General features: G+C 59.0%; 14 protein-coding genes and 3 pseudogenes. 11 read left to right on the forward strand and 6 right to left on the reverse strand.

The window, feature by feature from the left end:
• Window positions 1–11: 11 nt before the first annotated feature.
• The 3 genes and pseudogenes from ACF8SD_RS08800 to ACF8SD_RS08810 form a co-directional block, all read right to left on the reverse strand.
• Window positions 12–1,214, reverse strand: a complete 1,203-nt coding sequence (locus tag ACF8SD_RS08800) for a zinc-dependent alcohol dehydrogenase (RefSeq protein WP_173889247.1) — start codon at window positions 1,212–1,214, stop codon at window positions 12–14.
• Window positions 1,215–1,433: 219 nt separating this feature from the next.
• A pseudogene (locus ACF8SD_RS08805) lies at window positions 1,434–3,787 on the reverse strand (FdhF/YdeP family oxidoreductase).
• A gap of 130 nt (window positions 3,788–3,917) precedes the next feature.
• Window positions 3,918–5,042 carry a mechanosensitive ion channel family protein gene (locus ACF8SD_RS08810; RefSeq protein WP_173889243.1) on the reverse strand — a complete coding sequence of 375 codons (1,125 nt, stop codon included), beginning with the start codon at window positions 5,040–5,042 and terminating at the stop codon, window positions 3,918–3,920.
• Between the two features lie 209 nt (window positions 5,043–5,251).
• Between ACF8SD_RS08810 and ACF8SD_RS08815 the strand changes: the two genes are divergently transcribed.
• The 5 genes from ACF8SD_RS08815 to ACF8SD_RS08835 all read left to right on the forward strand — a co-directional run bounded on the left by ACF8SD_RS08815 (window position 5,252) and on the right by ACF8SD_RS08835 (window position 8,644).
• The gene (locus tag ACF8SD_RS08815) at window positions 5,252–5,965 is read left to right on the forward strand and encodes a DUF72 domain-containing protein (RefSeq protein ID WP_173891697.1); all 714 of its coding nucleotides are present in this window, start codon (window positions 5,252–5,254) and stop codon (window positions 5,963–5,965) included.
• A 95-nt stretch (window positions 5,966–6,060) separates the two neighbouring features.
• Window positions 6,061–6,474, forward strand: coding sequence for a thiol-disulfide oxidoreductase DCC family protein (locus tag ACF8SD_RS08820; protein ID WP_173891696.1), 414 nt, complete (start codon window positions 6,061–6,063; stop codon window positions 6,472–6,474).
• Complete coding sequence (gene folE, locus ACF8SD_RS08825) at window positions 6,459–7,019, forward strand: GTP cyclohydrolase I FolE (RefSeq protein WP_173889241.1); 561 nt, start codon at window positions 6,459–6,461, stop codon at window positions 7,017–7,019. Before ACF8SD_RS08820 ends, folE begins: the two co-directional genes overlap by 16 nt.
• A 34-nt stretch (window positions 7,020–7,053) precedes the next feature.
• Window positions 7,054–7,512, forward strand: a complete 459-nt coding sequence (locus ACF8SD_RS08830; RefSeq protein WP_173889239.1) for a DUF3429 domain-containing protein — start codon at window positions 7,054–7,056, stop codon at window positions 7,510–7,512.
• Between the two features lie 151 nt (window positions 7,513–7,663).
• Window positions 7,664–8,644: a TerC family protein gene (locus ACF8SD_RS08835; RefSeq protein WP_173889237.1), complete on the forward strand. Its 981-nt coding sequence runs from the start codon at window positions 7,664–7,666 to the stop codon at window positions 8,642–8,644.
• Here ACF8SD_RS08835 and ACF8SD_RS08840 read toward each other — a convergent pair.
• A pseudogene (locus ACF8SD_RS08840) lies at window positions 8,641–9,653 on the reverse strand (LysR substrate-binding domain-containing protein). The gene ACF8SD_RS08835 and the pseudogene ACF8SD_RS08840 overlap by 4 nt on opposite strands.
• A gap of 150 nt (window positions 9,654–9,803) precedes the next feature.
• Between ACF8SD_RS08840 and ACF8SD_RS08845 the strand changes: the two are divergent.
• The 4 genes from ACF8SD_RS08845 to ACF8SD_RS08860 all read left to right on the forward strand — a co-directional run bounded on the left by ACF8SD_RS08845 (window position 9,804) and on the right by ACF8SD_RS08860 (window position 13,217).
• Entirely contained in the window at window positions 9,804–10,412 is a 609-nt protein-coding gene (locus tag ACF8SD_RS08845; RefSeq protein ID WP_173889233.1) for a glutathione S-transferase, read from the forward strand.
• A gap of 345 nt (window positions 10,413–10,757) precedes the next feature.
• Window positions 10,758–11,672 (forward strand): universal stress protein, encoded by a 915-nt coding sequence (locus ACF8SD_RS08850; protein ID WP_392484225.1) that lies wholly within the window; start codon window positions 10,758–10,760, stop codon window positions 11,670–11,672.
• 3 nt (window positions 11,673–11,675) lie between these two features.
• A complete protein-coding gene (locus ACF8SD_RS08855; RefSeq protein ID WP_392484226.1) occupies window positions 11,676–13,043 on the forward strand; it encodes an MBL fold metallo-hydrolase RNA specificity domain-containing protein in 1,368 nt (455 codons plus the stop codon).
• 39 nt (window positions 13,044–13,082) lie between these two features.
• The gene (locus ACF8SD_RS08860) at window positions 13,083–13,217 is read left to right on the forward strand and encodes a hypothetical protein (RefSeq protein WP_283246108.1); all 135 of its coding nucleotides are present in this window, start codon (window positions 13,083–13,085) and stop codon (window positions 13,215–13,217) included.
• 173 nt (window positions 13,218–13,390) lie between these two features.
• On the opposite strand, the gene ACF8SD_RS08865 is transcribed toward ACF8SD_RS08860, so the two are convergent.
• Together ACF8SD_RS08865 and ACF8SD_RS08870 are read right to left on the reverse strand one after the other, a co-directional pair.
• A complete protein-coding gene (locus ACF8SD_RS08865) occupies window positions 13,391–13,960 on the reverse strand; it encodes a GNAT family N-acetyltransferase (RefSeq protein WP_173889227.1) in 570 nt (189 codons plus the stop codon).
• A 180-nt stretch (window positions 13,961–14,140) separates the two neighbouring features.
• Window positions 14,141–14,566 (reverse strand): potassium channel family protein, encoded by a 426-nt coding sequence (locus ACF8SD_RS08870; protein ID WP_173889225.1) that lies wholly within the window; start codon window positions 14,564–14,566, stop codon window positions 14,141–14,143.
• Between the two features lie 386 nt (window positions 14,567–14,952).
• On the opposite strand from ACF8SD_RS08870, the pseudogene ACF8SD_RS08875 reads away from it, so the two are divergent.
• Together ACF8SD_RS08875 and ACF8SD_RS08880 are read left to right on the forward strand one after the other, a co-directional pair.
• Window positions 14,953–15,777: pseudogene (locus tag ACF8SD_RS08875) on the forward strand (PAS domain-containing protein); the annotation flags it as partial.
• A 42-nt stretch (window positions 15,778–15,819) separates the two neighbouring features.
• Window positions 15,820–16,209, forward strand: a complete 390-nt coding sequence (locus ACF8SD_RS08880; RefSeq protein ID WP_392484229.1) for a methyl-accepting chemotaxis protein — start codon at window positions 15,820–15,822, stop codon at window positions 16,207–16,209.
• Window positions 16,210–16,350 lie beyond the last annotated feature (141 nt).

Below are 16,350 nucleotides of genomic sequence, written 5' to 3' on the forward strand. Positions count from 1 at the left end.
CTCCGTGAGGTTTATACGTAGTCAGGGCCCAATGTGCCAGGAGCCGCGCCTGGAACAAGGATCACCTTGCGGCAGTTGTCCTCTTTCTGGTCAAACAGCTTGTAGCCCATGGCTGCTTCCTCCAATGCAAGGCGGTGGGTGACAATGAGCTCGGGCTGCAGCCGGCCTGCTTCTATATGCTCAAGCAGCTCGGGCAGATATTTTTGCACATGGGTTTGCCCCATCCTGAAGGTCAACCCCTTGTCGAAGGCATCACCGAACATGAACGCGTGAATGAAGCCCGCGTACACCCCGGGCACGCTGACGATGCCACCACGACGCACAGCGGCAATGCTCTGGCGCAGGGCCTTGCCGCTACTGCCTTCGAGTTTCAAGGCCGTCATCACGGTTTCTGTAGTGCTGCCTTTGGCTTCAAACCCCACGGCGTCGATGACCGCGTCCACGCCACGCATTCCGGGCGTCTGGCGAATGATGCTATCGGCCGGGTCGTCATCATTCTGGAAGTTGATCGGGATGACACCGTAGGCGTCCTGGGCGTAGGCCAGGCGATAGTCATTGTCGTCGACCATGAACACGGTGTGCGCGCCAAGCATTCGCGCGCAGGCGGCACTCAGCAGCCCTACCGGCCCTGCGCCATAGATCGCCACCGATGAACCTTGGCCGATCTGCGCGTTCATGACCGCTTGCCAGGCGGTAGGCAGAATATCGGAAAGAAACAGGACCTTGTCATCTGCAAGGGTCGTAGGCACTTTGAATGGCCCGACGTTGCCTTTGGGCACCCTGACATAGTCGGCTTGGCCTCCTGGGATCCCGCCATACAAGTGGCTGTATCCAAACAGCGCTGCGCCGGGTGGGATGGCCTTTTTATTGATGATCGATCCGCGGCCGGTATTGGTCGTTTCGCAGGCGGCGAATAGATCGTGCTGGCAGAAGAAGCAACTTCCGCAAGCGATCACAAATGGAATCACTACGCGGTCGCCAACTTGCAGGTTCGTTACGCCTCTGCCGACGTCCTCCACGATGCCCATGAATTCGTGGCCGAAAATGTCGCCGTGTTCCGTTTCCGGGATCTTGCCTCGATAGAGGTGAAGGTCTGATCCGCAGATTGCAGTAGCGGTCACCCTCAGGATGATGTCGTCTGGGTCCTGGAGAACAGGGTCAGGGACAGTGTCGACCCTGACATCGTTGGCGCCGTGATAAGTCAGTGCTCTCATGGTCTTGCTCCTGCATTACAGAAATTGGGGTGTATGCAGGGGAAGGCAGTAGGGCGAGTAAAGTTCAGACCAACCGGTTCAGTGGTGGCCTAATGTATGCCCGGCGGGCGCGGCAACCCTACTCAATGCTGATTCCTGGCATGAATGTTTACCGCTGGAGACACGCAAGCCGAAGGTGTTGTAGAACAAGGTCACCGGTATCAGGCGTGCGAAACCTGCCTAGACGACCTGATCTGCTTCCGGCACGGCACGCGCAAGATCCTCAGCATCTGGCCAAGCATGCAAGAGAATGACAGGCACCGATTTGGCGGCGGGCACTTTGCTCCGCTTGGCATGGTGCCATAGGGGCACTAGGGCGTTGGCCTCTGGGTAGTAAGCGGCGGCGCAGCCCACCGGTATGTCGTAGGCGATGATCTGGAAAGGGCCTGCCTCGCGGCGTACAGTCGGTTCAACAGCTGTACGCAAGCGAACCCACCCCCCCGGTACGAAGCCCAGGCGAACGATATCGTTGCGGTTGAGGAACACCACTTTGCGCGTGCCCTTTACGCCCCTGAAACGATCGTCGTAACCGTATACCGTGGTGTTGAACTGGTCATTGCTGCGGAGCGTCATCAGTTGCAGGACATCACGGCCGGCTTCACCTGTCAGTAAGTCGTCATCTTCGTCCAGCGTGGCTGGCGTAATGAATTGAGCCTTCCCAGAGGGCGTGGCCCACTGGCGACGAGATGCGCCGAGCGGGCGGTGAAACCCGCCGGGCTCCCACATCCGCGTCTCGAAGTCATGGAAAATACTTGGATAAACCTTGCTGATGGCTTCACGAACCAGGGCATAGTCGTGCTTCCAGTGCGCCCAGGGAATGGCGATTCTGTCGCCCAGCGTCGCAAGGGCCAACTCTGCGATAATCGCCAATTCCGACCGCAGCTGTTCTCCCGCGGGCTCGGCGTGGCCGCGCCAGGCGCGGATGCAGCCGGTGCTGTCTTCAGTGGTATAGGTCTGTTCAACGCCAAGCTGCCGGTCGATTTCGATTCTACCCAGGCAGGGCAGCAGCCAGGTGTGTTCACCCGGGACCAAGTGGGTGCGATTGAGCTTGGTCGCGATCTGCACACTAAGGCTAAGCTGCGCCCACGCGGGTTCCATCCGGCTGGTATCGGGCACGGCACGCAGAAAGTTACCGCCAAGCCCGATGAACCCCTTCACACTGCCATCGAGAACGCCCTCGCAGGTATCGACCGTTGCCCGGCCCTTGTGCTCAGGGATCTTGAAGCCGAACAGCGACTCGATCTTGTCTGAGGGTACTTTCGCAGGGTCTTCGGTGATGCCTACCGTGCGTTGGCCCTGAACGTTCGAATGCCCTCTGACCGGGCAGATACCGGCCCCTGGTTTACCGATATTCCCGCGCAGCAAGAGCAGATTGACCAGCATTTGCACGTTAGCTACCCCGTGCCGATGCTGGGTCATGCCCATGCCATAGACGATCATCACTTTCTCGCTGCGTGCATAAACGGTGGCCGTGGCCTCCATCGCGCTTCGGCTCAGGCCGGACCGTTGCTCCAGTTCAGTCCATGGGTATCGTCGCACCCGCTCCATGAAGTGAGCGAGGCCTTCTGTATGCTGCGCGAGAAAATCGTGATCGAGTACGGACGGTTGGCCGTTGCTTTTGGCCCTTTCCTCCATTTCCAGAAGTGCCTTGGCCACCCCCATGACGGCAGCGGTGTCACCGCCGATGGCCACTTGGTGGTACTGAGTGCTGATGACTGTGGATTGCGGACCGAGCATCTCAGTGGGGGACTGGGGGTTTACAAAGCGCTCCAGCCCACGTTCCCGGATCGGGTTGAAGGTGATGATCGGGACGTTGCGCTTGCGCACCTCCTGAAGCGGGTGAAGCATGCGCGGGCTGTTGCTGCCTACGTTTTGCCCGAAGAACAGAATGCAATCGGTATGCTCGAAATCGGCCAGTGTGACCGTGCCAACCGGGACCCCGATGCTTTCCTGCAGGCCAACCGAGGTGCTTTCGTGGCACATGTTGGAACTGTCAGGAAGATTGTTCGTGCCATACGCACGGGCGAACAACTGGTAGATGAACGATGTTTCCAGCGAAGCGCGCCCTGATGCATAAAAAACGACTTCGTCGGGGCTGAGTGCGCGCAACTGCGCGCCGATGGCTTTATAGGCTTGCTCCCAGGTCACGACCTGGTAGCGATCAGTGTGCTTGTCGTAACGCATTGGGTGGGTTAACCGGCCATGCTGCTCCAGGTCGAAGTCCGACCAGCCGCGCAACTCGGTCAAGGAGTGGGCCCTGAAGAAATCGGGCGAGGTGCGTCGTGACGTCAACTCCCATGCCGTGGCCTTGGCACCATTTTCGCAGAATTCCAGGGCGTGAGGGTCGCCTGGCTTGGCCCAGGCACAGCTCACGCAGGCGAAACCCTGGGCTTGTTCAGCTTGAGCAGGGCGGTTGTGCCTTTGATCAGTGCCTGCTCGCGCCAAAGGATATTCAGCACGGAGTGGGCGGACCCCCAGCCGCCCGCTGCAGAGGTATAAGGCCGAAAATGTGATGTGCCATGGATCATCTTCATGTCGACCTCGGTTTGCCATTTAGTGTGTCTAAACGCTACGAGTATTAAGGAGCCTCTAAGTTCGAAGCGATTCAAGGGGCGGCTGGGAACCCCGCGCACGCTGCAACGCGGGGAAGCTGAGGGTGGGCGCTCACGCGCCCCTGATGCCCAGGCCCTCGCGCCCTGGCACCGACAAGTTGGCTTCTTGCGGCAATGCGGTGACCTTGATCGCCCGCACCGGTACCGCGAATTTGGCGCCCACTTTGGAAAAGCGCTCGAGCAGGTGGAAGTTAATCGCCTGCTGGATGTCCATGTACAGGTTGTAGCCCGGGTCCTGGACGATGTACACGCACTCGAACTCCAACGCTTCCTTGCCAAAACCACGCAAATGAGCACGGTCGAAGCGCACCTGCGATTGCGCCTTGATAGCCTCCTCAACGATGCCAGGGGCTTTTTTCACGGCCTCCGTGGGCGAGTCGTAGGACAGGCCAAACTCGAACACAATGCGGCGTTCCTGCAGGCGTTTGTAGTTCTGGATCGTGCTGCTGATCATGCTGGCGTTGGCCATGACGATCTGCTCGCCACCCAGGCTGCGGATGCGTGTGGTTTTCAAGCCCACATGTTCAACGGTGCCCGCCAACGGGCCAATGACGATGAAGTCGCCTACCTCGAAGGGTTTGTCCACGGCGATTGACAGGGAGGCGAACAGGTCGCCGAGGATATTCTGCACGGCCAGCGCCACGGCGATGCCGCCGACGCCAAGGCTGGCGACGAACGCAGTGATGTTGACGCCCAGGTTGGACAGCATCGCCAGTACCACCACCGACCACAGCAGCACCCGCGCCCCCCACGCCGACAGGGTGGCCAGTGCGCTGGCCTGGGTAAGACCGTCGGTGCGTTGACCGGCGAAGTAGCGATCCAGCCCCAGGCCGATGGCGCGGTTGGCCCACAGCCCGATTTGCAGGGCGGCGACCACGAACCACAGGCTGCTGACCCGCGTCAGCCAGCGTTCGGGCAGGTCGAGCATGCTCAGGCCTACCAGCAAGGACGCGAGCAGTAGCAGGAAATTGCTGGTGCCGGCCATCACCTTGGCCAGCACATGGCTGAGCACGCCGTCGTGTTCGGCCCAGCGCCGGATGCGGTGCAGCAGGAAGCTGATGGCGGCGCGGGCGACCAGGAAGGTCGCGATGGCCACCACCAGGGCCAGCAGCCAATTGAGTATGGAAATGCCGAACAAGGTAGTCTCGGTGAACAGGGCTATCAGGCGGTCATTCATGAGCAGTGGGTCTCCTGGGTGACTGGATTGATATGACGGTCTTTTCATGGGATGCCCTGACGGCGCCATAGGTCGATCGGATTTCAAAAACCGCACGGCGGCATGCTCAGTGATAGGTATGGGCCCCAGCGCGCCGAGGGTAGCTGCGATGGAACAACAAGTGCACCTGGCGACTCCATTACAGCAACGGCGAGCCTTGGAGTGCCATGATGATCCACGTGGGATGCGCGGGCTGGAGCTTGCCGCGCCAGTACGCCGCGGCGTTCTCGCAGCCGGGTAGCCACCTGCAGCGCTATGCCGCGCGGCTGGGTGCCGTCGAGATCAACAGCTCGTTCTACCGGCCGCACCTGCCGGCGACCTATGCCCGTTGGGCTTGCGCTGTACCGGCGGATTTCCGCTTTGCGGTGAAGCTACCCAAGCACATCACCCACGAGTTGCAACTGGAACGCTTTGAAGCAGCGCTTGATGCGTTTCTTGGGCAATGCCAACACCTGGGTGACCGCCTTGGCTGCCTGCTCGTACAATTACCGCCATCGCTGGCCCATGATGATGGCCGCGACCGGCGTTTCTTTGAACGCCTGCGCCAGCGCCATACCGGGCCGGTGGCGGTCGAACCCAGGCACGCCAGTTGGCAAGCAGCGCAGTCGATGCTGGTCGACTTGCATATCGCTCAAGTGGCGGCGAGCCCTTCGCGTTTTGGCACCGACGCACAACCCGCGGGCTGGCCAGGCTTGGTCTACTGGCGCCTGCACGGCGAACCGCGCATCTACCGCAGCGAGTATTCCCAACAATACCTGCTACAGCTGGCTGAACGGCTGCGGCGCAGCCACGCTGCCGGTGTGGCAACATGGTGCGTCTTCGACAACACGGCTTCGGGTGCTGCGCTTGGAAATGCGCTGGCGCTCGAAGGGTGTCTGAGTTAGGGCATTCTGCGGTCGTCGCAATCATCTTGCCTATTGCGTATTTTTTGGCTTCAGCTAACTTGTACAAAAACCTGTACATGAATGAGGTGTTGTACATGTATTGCGAGTGGCCTCTGACACTTTACTTTGACGGGGCCTGCCCATTGTGTGCAAGGGAGGTCGCATTTCTGCGCAGGCGTTGCACGGCAGCAAAGCTCATCCTGGTCGATATCGACAGCGATGAGTTCGATCCCACACCGCTGGGCCTGACGATTGAGGAACTACGGTCCTGTTTGCACGCAAGGTTCGCGAACGGGCAGTGGGTCACCGGCTTGGACGCGACCCTGTGGGCCTGGCGTGCTGCTGGTTTGGGTCTTTGGGCAGCACCCTTGGCGTGGCGCCCGTTGCGTCCAGTGCTTTCGGTTTTTTACAAATTGTTCTGTCGCTTGAGGCCAAGTCTGGCCTGGTTACCCCATCCCGATGGCGGGCAACGTTGCAAAGGTGAGGCCTCCAAATGTCACATTCGCTAGCCGAAAACTACCGTGAAATCCTTGTTGGCGTGGGTGAAAACCCGCAGCGCGAAGGGCTCCTGGATACGCCTCAGCGTGCTGCCAAAGCGATGCAATACCTATGCAATGGCTATACCCAGAGCTTGGGTGAAATCGTCAACGGGGCGCTGTTCGAAAGCCAGAATGACGAGATGGTTGTCGTTCGCGACATTGAACTGTACTCGTTATGCGAGCACCACATGTTGCCGTTTATTGGGAAGGCTCATGTCGCGTATTTGCCAACAGGGCGAGTACTAGGGCTTTCCAAAGTAGCGCGCTTGGTGGACATGTTTGCCCGCCGTTTGCAGATTCAGGAAAACCTGACCAGGCAGATTGCCTGTGCCATGCAGGAAGTGACCGATGCGGCAGGGGTTGGGGTGGTTATCGAAGCCAAGCACATGTGCATGATGATGCGTGGTGTGGAAAAGCAGAACTCGGTGATGATTTCCTCGGTCATGCTAGGCGAATTCAGAGACTCCCCGACGACGCGGCATGAATTCCTCACGCTGATTGGCCGACACAGCTGAACTTTCGTTTTGAGCCGTGGAGGAGGGCGCACCCATGGGTACAGTGTTCGATACGTTATCTCCGAGCCGCTTTACAATCTTGGGCTACGGTGGCTTGCTGCCATTTCTGGGCCTGGCACTGCTGGTTTTTTTTGGCGGTGAGTATCGAGACAACCTGGCTGAAGCGTTGGTTGGCTATGGGGCCGTGATACTGAGTTTTGTCGGAGCCCTGCATTGGGGCTTCGCGATGACGTTGCCGGCCTTGCCTGCTATTGAGCGACAACAGCGGCTTGTGTGGAGTGTCATGCCAGCCCTGATCGGCTGGGTTGCCATGTTGTTACCGGTGTCATGGGGCTGTTGGGTACTGGCTTTAGGATTTACCGTGCACCTTTGGCAAGACCGTAAACTGGCCAACTTCATGCCCGGCTGGTATATGCCTATGCGGGTACGTTTGACGGTCGTGGCGAGCTTGTGTCTGGTATTGAGTGCCATCGTCATGGCGTTCGGAAACTGAAGTCACAGAAGAAACAAATAGCAAAATTTTCCCCCTTGCAACATTTTCGCGCTGGATAAAATCTGATGGTGTGACGCCGGGCCCCTCTGACGGTAAGTAGCCGCCATGTCGGAGTCATAGTTGTTAAACTACGACTAAATAGGAGGGGCTCATGTCCGCCCTTAATACGTATCTCTCCCAAGACGTGCTTGGCACTGATCTCTGGCTGTGGCTTTCATTCTTCGCTGTCGTGTTGACGCTGCTGGCGCTTGACCTAGGGGTTCTCCATCGTGGGAATCGAGAAATCGGTGTCAAGGAAAGCCTGCTCCTGTCAGCTGGCTACATCAGCATGGGCCTGCTGTTCGCTGTCTGGGTGTATTTCCAGAAAGGCAGCGACGCAAGCATGGACTATGTGACTGGCTTTCTGATCGAGAAGTCGTTGTCCATGGACAACGTGTTCGTTATTGCCCTCATTTTCAGTTTTCTTGCCATTCCCAGAGAATTTCAGCACAGAGTGCTGTTCTGGGGGATCATGGGTGTCATTGTATTGAGGGCCATCATGATAGGCCTGGGCGCCGCGCTGATTACGCAGTTCAGTTGGATTCTCTACTGCTTCGGCGCCTTCCTGGTATTCACGGGTGTGAAAATGCTGTTCGCTCGCGTGGACCATGAGCCCGACCTGGAAAACAATCGCTTCGTCAAGTACCTACGCAGTCATCTACGTGTGACTAACGAGTTGCACGGTCAGCACTTCCTTGTTCGTGTACCTGATGCCTCCGGCAGGCGGGTATTATGGGTGACGCCGCTGTTTCTCGCGTTGATTCTGATTGAGTGCGCCGACTTGGTGTTCGCTGTTGACAGTGTGCCAGCGATCTTTGCCATCACGCAGGACCCCTTCATTGTCTATACGTCGAACATTTTCGCAATACTCGGTTTGCGCGCACTGTATTTTGCATTGGCTGCGATGATAAGCCGCTTCGCCTATCTCAAATACGCCTTGGCGCTGGTACTGGTTTTCATAGGCGCGAAAATATTCCTGCACGACATTGTTGGCAAGGTGCCTGCCGAAATTTCTTTAAGCGTTACAATTGGCCTGCTGATTGGCGGCGTGTTGCTGTCACTCTGGAAAACCAGAACGCCGGTCAAGGTTTAAAGGCTTGCATCGCGCTCGGCAGGGCGGGTGAGGTGGGCTGGTCGATGCTGCTTGCTGCCATGATCCTGTTCGTTCAGATATTCAGCGACCTCGTGTTTCAGCCAACTCGAGAACACTTGCTGCTTTGTTTCCGAACGCTCACGGTTGGGCAATACCAGCCAATAGGGGTAGGGATAGGGCGCGATCACGGGGGAGAGTTGAACCAACTCCCCTCGTTGCATGGCGTCGTGCACAAGGCTGCGGCGCTCCAGGGCGATCCCCTGGCCCAAACGTACGGCTTGGAGTACCAAGTTGGAGTCGTTGCTGCACAGGCCGATGCGCGGCACTTCCCTATCCAGCCCAGCGGCTTGACACCAAGGTTGCCAAGATTCCATGTTGAAAATTATGTTGCTGCCGATGATCTCTTCAGGGGTCTGAGGGTGCACCCCACCGTTGAAGTGCGGGGCGGCAACCACCAGCGTCTCGTCATGAAAGAGCAAGTGCTGCTCCACCCCTCCCAGTCGCCCTTGCCCATGCGGATCCCGACGTCGACAGATTCCCGCGCCAGGTTAGATAGCGCGAGACTGGCCTGCAGCCGGACGCTGATATGCGGCTGTAATTGCTGGAAACGTGGCAAGCGGGGCAACAACCAGCTGAAACCGAACGAAGGGAGAACGGCGACCACCAGTTCCGTTGATTTCGGTTGTGTCTTGATCAGCCGCGTGGCTTCGGCGATTGCGCCCAAGGATTCGCGAATCTGCAAGGCATACAGTCTTCCGTCCTCACTCACTCGCAGGCCCCGCCCCTCACGGACGAACAGGGTGACGCCGATCATGTGTTCCAACACCTTGATTTGCTGGCTGATGGCTGAGTGGGTGACGTGCAGTTCCTTGGCGGCTGCGGTTACGCTGCCCAGCCTCGCAACCGACTCGAAGCAGCGTAGGCAGGTGATCGGGGGAAGATTCGACATGTAAGCGACTCTTACACATAGCGGAAAAAAAAACTGATTTATAAGTGGCAAGGCTCTCATTAATGTAAGGGACGGTAAAGTCTTCGGCTGGAAAGCCGGCCGGCGCCATAGATGATGTGCCGCAGCTCATTCGTTCACATGGCCGCTGCCTCGGCTGCTCAAACGTCGGATAACGGTATTAGCGGTCACCATCAATCAAGGAGACTATCGATGAAACTCATTGGGATGCTGGATTCACCTTACGTTCGCCGGGTAGCTATTTCCCTGGACCTTCTGGGTATTGAGTTTGAACATGACCCACTGTCGGTGTTTAGCACGTTCGAAGCGTTTTCCAGGGTCAATCCGGTGGTCAAAGCGCCGACTCTGCTGCTCGATGACGGCTGCGTACTGATGGACTCGACGCTGATCATCGATTATTTCGAGAGCCTCAGCACACCCCAGAGCAAGTTATTGCCAAGCCAACCGCAGGCGTTGGCCAGCGCTCTGAGTAGAGTGGGGCTGGCGTTGGCGGCATGCGAGAAGACGGTGCAGATCGTCTATGAACATAAGCTTCGACCGGCGGAAAAGGTTCATCAGCCCTGGGTTGAACGCGTCACCCGTCAGCTGCTGGCGGCGTGCACTGAGTTGGATAAGCAGTGGGCGGCGCAGGCGTCGCACGGCCTGCGCCCGGACCAGGCCGGGGTCACCAGTGCAGTGGCCTGGTCGTTCATGCAGTCGATGCTGCCCGACGTAGTCAAGGCGAGCGATTTCCCGGCCCTCAATGCCCATGCGGCCCGCCTGGAGCAGACAGATCTGTTCAAGCGTTATCCGATTGCCTGAGCCAGGGCGGAACGGGCCGGGCTCAACCGCGCCAATCGCCCCTCCCCAAAATGCCGGAGCATGCAGAGCACCGCATTTCCAGGGGGAACCGTACAAGGCCCGCCAGGGCCTTTTGGCTCCAGCGCTGAAGTCCAGTTCATGGACGATTCTGCTGCCCGTTCATGCTGCCTCCCGATGGCCTGATCGGTAACGGGTGCAGCCGTTTTAACGTGGCCAACCGGTTCGATTCTGACAATGGTCAAATTCAACGCTGGTGGCGGTTTTCTGACCTGCATCAAGCGCCAGCGCGGTTGGGCGGGGAACATCGCCTGTATCCCCCCAGTGGCGCAAGCTCGGAGGTTCATCATGGGTCAATACCGAAAACTGCTGGTGCTGCTCACCGAGGTCGATACGCATTCAGCGGCGTTGCGCAGGGCGTTGGCCCTGGCGCACCTCAGTGGCGCCAGCGTGCATGTGCTGGGTCTGTTCGAGCCGACCGAGGAGCACCTGTTGCGCGAGGAGCGCCTTAGCGAGGCCGACATCAAGCGCCAATACGAACACTATCGAGTCAAGCTGCAGAGCCTGGTCGCGCATCATCGTGGCAGTGGCATCACGCTGACGGTCGATAGCCTGAACGCCGACGATATCCGTAGCATGGCCATTGACTACATAAGCGAACTGCAGCCCGACATGGTGCTCAAGGACAGCGAGAATACCTCGGCCCTGGCGCGGCTGTTCGGCACGCCGCTGGACTGTGCCTTGATGCGCAGCTTGAAGGTCATCACCCACTTCGTGCCGTTGAACGCCGTTACGCTGCCGCGACGGATTCTGGTTTGCGTGGATACCACGTTCAGCCAGGTGCCTGCGGTACAGGAACCCTTCAACCGTGGGCTCATCCGCGCCGCCCAGGCATTGGCGGTGCAGTGCGACGCGTCGTTGCACCTGTTGTCCGCCTACCACCTGGCCGGGGTGTTTGCCGCGGACATGAATGTTACCCAAGCCTGGCTCGAAGAGATGCGTGGAGCGCAGCAGGAACCCTTCGAGGCCTTGGCCGACGCTGAGGGCGTCGCGCCGGAGTGCAGGCATTTCATGGAAGGCGGCCCGGTGCAGGTCATCCGTGAACAGGTGGTTGCGCTGGCTATCGATGCGCTGGTGATGGGGGTCGTGCAGCCCAAAGGGCTGGCAAAGCTGTTGGGCGATACCACCGAGCGGATTGTCAGCCACCCACCCTGCAGCGTGCTTGCGGTCCACCCCGATGTCGCCGAGCAGTGGGAGCCTTGAACCATGCAACTCACCTTTCTTGGCGGCACGGGGACCGTGACCGGTAGCAAATTCCTGCTGACCTGCGACAACTCACGGGTACTTATCGACTGCGGGCTGTTCCAGGGTTTCAAGCAACTGCGCCTGCGCAACTGGGAGCCGCTGTCGCCGGCCCTGCGTGCCCTCGACGCAGTGGTGCTGACCCATGCCCATCTCGACCATAGTGGCTATCTCCCGGTACTGGTGCGAGAGGGCTACCGCGGGCCGATCTACGCCACCCCGGCTACCTGTGCCCTGGCGCAGATCCTGTTGCTGGACAGTGCGCGCCTGCAGGAAGAGCAAGCCGAGCATGCCAATCGCCATGGCTACTCCAAGCACACGCCAGCGCGACCGCTCTATACCGAGCAGGACGCCAGGCAGGCCCTGGCCCTGTTGCAGCCCGTGGAGCTGCATCATCCAGTGCCGATCGCCAATGGCATGGAGCTGTTGATGCGCACCGCCGGGCATATCCTCGGCGCAGCGACGGTGCAGATCAGTGCCGAAGGCCAGACCGTGCTGTTCTCGGGGGATCTGGGGCGCCCTCAGGACCCGATCATGCGTGCGCCTGAGCTGGTCAGGACCGCCGACGTGCTGCTGATAGAGTCGACGTACGGTGATCGCCAGCACCCAAACGAATCGACTGCACAGTATCTGGCCACGGTCATCAATGAAACATTGCTGCGCCATGGCATCACCCTGGTACCATCGTTTGCCGTTGGCCGCGCCCAGCTGCTGATGTATTACCTGTACACGCTCAAGCGCGACCGGCTGATTCCGGATATCCCCGTCTACCTGAACAGCCCGATGGCCACCGACGCCACCGCCCTCTACCAGCAGTACCGCAGCGAACACCGGCTGACTGCAGCCGAGTGCGCCGGCATGTGCCAAGGCACGCATATCGTGCGCACGGTGGATGAGTCCAGGCACTTGGACCAGCTACGCGAACCCGCGGTGATCATTGCCGCCAGCGGTATGGCCACCGGTGGCCGGGTGCTGCACCACCTGAAGGCACTGGCCCCCAATCCACGCAACAGCATCCTGTTCTCGGGCTTTCAGGCTGGAGGCACGCGGGGGGCCGATATCGTCGCCGGTGCCCACAGCGTGCGACTGCACGGCGAAGATGTGCCGATAAGGGCCCAGGTGCACGCCATGGAGAACCTCTCCGCGCACGCCGACGCCGACGAAATCATGGAGTGGTTGCGCGGTTTTACCCGGCCGCCGCGGCAGACCTATGTCATTCATGGCGAGCCGCACGCTGCCGACACTTTGCGGCGGCGCATCCACCTCGAACTCGGCTGGCAGGTCTTCGTGCCGGAGTATCAGGAAACCGTCGCCATCGACCCGGTGCGCTAGCCGGGTGCGGGAGGTGAGTCCTTTCTGGAGCGCAACGGGGTGCTGCGCCTGGCCCTGTTCGACACGCCGCTGCAGGAAGTGAGCGGCCTGAAGGCGCTGCCCCCCGCGGATGAGCAGCGTTGCCTCGCGCAGTTCGACCTGGTGCCCGATAAGGGGCGCGCTGTCACGCCTTGAAACCCCGGGCGTACCGATCCACATGCCGGGCCCCCCGCCACTCGGCCTGGGCGGCGACGGCGATGTCGAAGCCGTGCTGTTTGATGAGGCGCCTTTTTTGAAGGGCCGTTGATGGGGTAACTCCCGTAGTTGAGCCGCCGCACCTTGAGCCGTGAGGGTACGGCGGCCCAGGGTCAGATCAGGGAGAGCCGGTGAATGACCTGACTGGGATCATCCGGGTCAGCGGCAGTGGTGAACCCCGCCGCCTTGGCCAGGTCGCGCATCGCATGGTTGGCGGCCGCGTCGACCGAATACATCGCCCGCAAGCCCTTGGCCCGGGCATGATCAATCAGGTGCTTGAGCAGCAGGCGCCCCAGGCCTTGGTGCTGCCAGCAGTCCATGACGGTAACGGCACATTCGCATTCGTCCTTGCCACTAGCGGTGGCGTAGCGGGAAATGCCCACCTCCTGCAATTCACCATCCACATGGGCGAGGGCGACGTAGGCCGCCTGGCGATCCTGGTCGACCTTCATGAGCTGGTCGAGCATGGCTTCACCGGGTTCCCTGACCTGGCACAGGAAGCGCAAATGCCTTGATTCAGGGGATAGCCGTTCAATGAAGGCTTTTTCGCGTTCACGGTCCTGGGGCTGCAAGGGCCTGATCAGCACGTGAACGCCGTTGTCCAGGGCTTCGATCCAGTATTCCCCCGAAGGCTTGGGGAACATAGGGGTTATGTGCATACGGGAAGTCTCGGCGGGCGTCATGGCAATGTCCTCTGGGTCTAGTGAACAAGGAAGTACAGTGTCGGCAGCAAGGCTTGCGCTGACTTGACACTTGTCAATTGCTTCACTTGGGCAATGATGCAAAGGCACAAGCCCGACCTCATCGAACATGGCCAACACCTGCCTGAAGTTGCGCACTGACCTCCAGGTGCCTGACCCAGCCTACTTGGGCTTCCAGTACTTCTGCATTTCCAGGAACAGGAAAGACGCGGTCCAGGTGATCAGCACCAGGCCCGTCAGAGCCTGCAGGCCGGTGAGGTACTTCAGGTGGCCGGTTGGCGCGATGTCACCGAAACCTATGGTGGTATAGGTGGTGAAGGAGAAATACACGCAGTCGAGGAAACTCCCGTCGAAATTGCCGCTGAGCGTGCCCCAGCCTGGGGCGTGGGCCATCAGGTAATAGGCCAGGGCAAAGCACCACACTTCCACAGCGTGGGCCAGCAGTGCGCCGAATACACCTGCCACGATGCGAAAGCGGCTCCAGAGTTTGAGCCGAGGGAGCCAGTCATTGAGGCGCAGGAGGCATTCGTAATGAATGATCACCACCAGGATCACCACCAGCATGTTGATCAGTGTCACACCGAGCATGGCAGGCACCTTGGCCAGGAAGTACTACGGCACCCAGCTTGTTCAGGCGTACCGCATCGGCTCTGGTAGCGGATAGGCGAGGGGGCAAGTGCCATGAGTCTTTGTTTCTACCCTTGTGTCTTCGGGCGCGATTGATAAAGGTCAAACCCGGTGCACAGCTGCTGGCGGTTGACAAACGGGCGGCCCAGGCTCAAACCGAGCTGCAGCAACTACGCCAGCAAGCCCGGCGCAAGTAGCCCCCATGCGCTGTCGATTGCAGCGCCGTCGCGCGCACGCTTATTCAGATCAAGCGCCGGCGGTGAGGTTAGCCGAATGCTGCCAGCAGGGGTCAATCGCGCCCGGCGAATCCCAACTCAATTAAAAATTGACTGGCGACTCAAGAAATAGTGGCCTTTGTCGATAATTGCTTATTCAGCGCACGTGGAGCGAAAAAATTGTTCAACCGCAAACTCAAGAAAACGCTGCAGGAGCAGAGTGCGGAGCTCCATCTGCTACGTCAGCAGGTCGAGCAAATGGACAGAGGGATGCTTTCCATAAGACTTGATGCTCAGTTTCGGATCTGTGCAGTCAATCGTTTTTTCTTAGAAACCTTGGGGTATTCAGGCGATCACCTGCATGGCCGTCCGCTTTCGGAGATTGTTCCGCCTTACGTCAAAAATCTTCCTTGCTTCCACGCGTTCAATCAAGCTGTGGCCCGGTTCGAGCCCGTCAGTGACGAGTACCGCTACCTGCGGGCTGACGGTACTCTTGCATGGTTGAAAATCTACTGGCTTCCCATTCGAAACCAGGACGGGAGCTTGGCTCATGTTCAGGGCTACGGCAGTGAGATCACTCGTACCGTTGAGGAGTCCAAGGAGAACCAGGCTTTGATTGAAGCGCTGGTGAGGTCAACGGCTATCATTGAGTTTAGATTGGATGGCACCGTGATCACGGCGAACAAACAGTTCCTGGATGCCATGGGCTACTCACTGGGCCAGATCGTAGGCAAACATCATCGCTTGTTCTGTTCGGCACAAGAAGCGGGATCCGATGAGTACGTCAATTTCTGGAAGACGCTTAACCGTGGGGAATATGTGGCGAATCGGTTCAAGCGAGTGGACGGGCGTGGGAACGATATTTGGTTAGAGGCCACCTATAACCCGGTGCATGACACTGAAGGTAACTTAGCCAAAGTCGTGAAATTTGCGAGTGTCGTCACCGACCAGGTAGCTCGAGAACAAGAGGTTAAAGATGCCGCTGGCGTTGCATTTGATGTGTCGCAACGAACGGACTCTAGTGCCGAACACGGCGCTGTCGTGGTAACCCGAACGGTAGATACCATGCGGAGTATCGCTGAGCAAATGAAGCTAGCAACCGACAGCATCGAGGCGCTTGGCAAGCAATCTGCATTGATCAGTTCAATCGTTCAGACCATTGGTGGCATTGCGTCGCAGACCAACCTTCTTGCCTTGAATGCGGCGATTGAAGCAGCACGTGCCGGAGAACAGGGGCGGGGCTTCGCTGTGGTTGCTGATGAAGTCCGAAAACTCGCAGGCCATACGAGCTTAGCGACCGAAGAGATTATGAACGTTGTTCAGCAAAACCAGGCGCTCGCTACTGAAGCCGTCGCCGAGATGTTCAGCAGTCGGGCGAAAGCCGAATAGCTGCAAATCCATTACACGTTGAACGGTAGCTATGGAATAAAGCCGCAGCCAGGGTAATCTTGCGCTGTCAGCGCCTCGTTCGTTGGGGCACAGCCACGTTCTGAAGGGGTCAATACGGGAGGGCTGAGCCTAATGCCATTC

This window comes from Pseudomonas sp. CJQ_9 (assembly GCF_043106615.1).
GTDB classification, from domain to species: domain Bacteria; phylum Pseudomonadota; class Gammaproteobacteria; order Pseudomonadales; family Pseudomonadaceae; genus Aquipseudomonas; species Aquipseudomonas juntendi.

Bases quoted from the DNA above. Each gene is read 5' to 3' on its own strand.
- ACF8SD_RS08815 (WP_173891697.1), top strand. From the start codon at position 5,252: ATGATCCACGTGGGATGCGCGGGCTGGAGCTTGCCGCGCCAGTACGCC.
- ACF8SD_RS08835 (WP_173889237.1), top strand. From the start codon at position 7,664: ATGTCCGCCCTTAATACGTATCTCTCCCAAGACGTGCTTGGCACTGAT.
- ACF8SD_RS08850 (WP_392484225.1), top strand. From the start codon at position 10,758: ATGGGTCAATACCGAAAACTGCTGGTGCTGCTCACCGAGGTCGATACG.
- ACF8SD_RS08865 (WP_173889227.1), bottom strand. From the start codon at position 13,960: ATGACGCCCGCCGAGACTTCCCGTATGCACATAACCCCTATGTTCCCC.
- folE (WP_173889241.1), top strand. From the start codon at position 6,459: ATGTCACATTCGCTAGCCGAAAACTACCGTGAAATCCTTGTTGGCGTG.
- ACF8SD_RS08855 (WP_392484226.1), top strand. From the start codon at position 11,676: ATGCAACTCACCTTTCTTGGCGGCACGGGGACCGTGACCGGTAGCAAA.
- ACF8SD_RS08870 (WP_173889225.1), bottom strand. From the start codon at position 14,566: ATGCTCGGTGTGACACTGATCAACATGCTGGTGGTGATCCTGGTGGTG.
- ACF8SD_RS08810 (WP_173889243.1), bottom strand. From the start codon at position 5,042: ATGAATGACCGCCTGATAGCCCTGTTCACCGAGACTACCTTGTTCGGC.
- ACF8SD_RS08830 (WP_173889239.1), top strand. From the start codon at position 7,054: ATGGGTACAGTGTTCGATACGTTATCTCCGAGCCGCTTTACAATCTTG.
- ACF8SD_RS08800 (WP_173889247.1), bottom strand. From the start codon at position 1,214: ATGAGAGCACTGACTTATCACGGCGCCAACGATGTCAGGGTCGACACT.
- ACF8SD_RS08820 (WP_173891696.1), top strand. From the start codon at position 6,061: ATGTATTGCGAGTGGCCTCTGACACTTTACTTTGACGGGGCCTGCCCA.
- ACF8SD_RS08845 (WP_173889233.1), top strand. From the start codon at position 9,804: ATGAAACTCATTGGGATGCTGGATTCACCTTACGTTCGCCGGGTAGCT.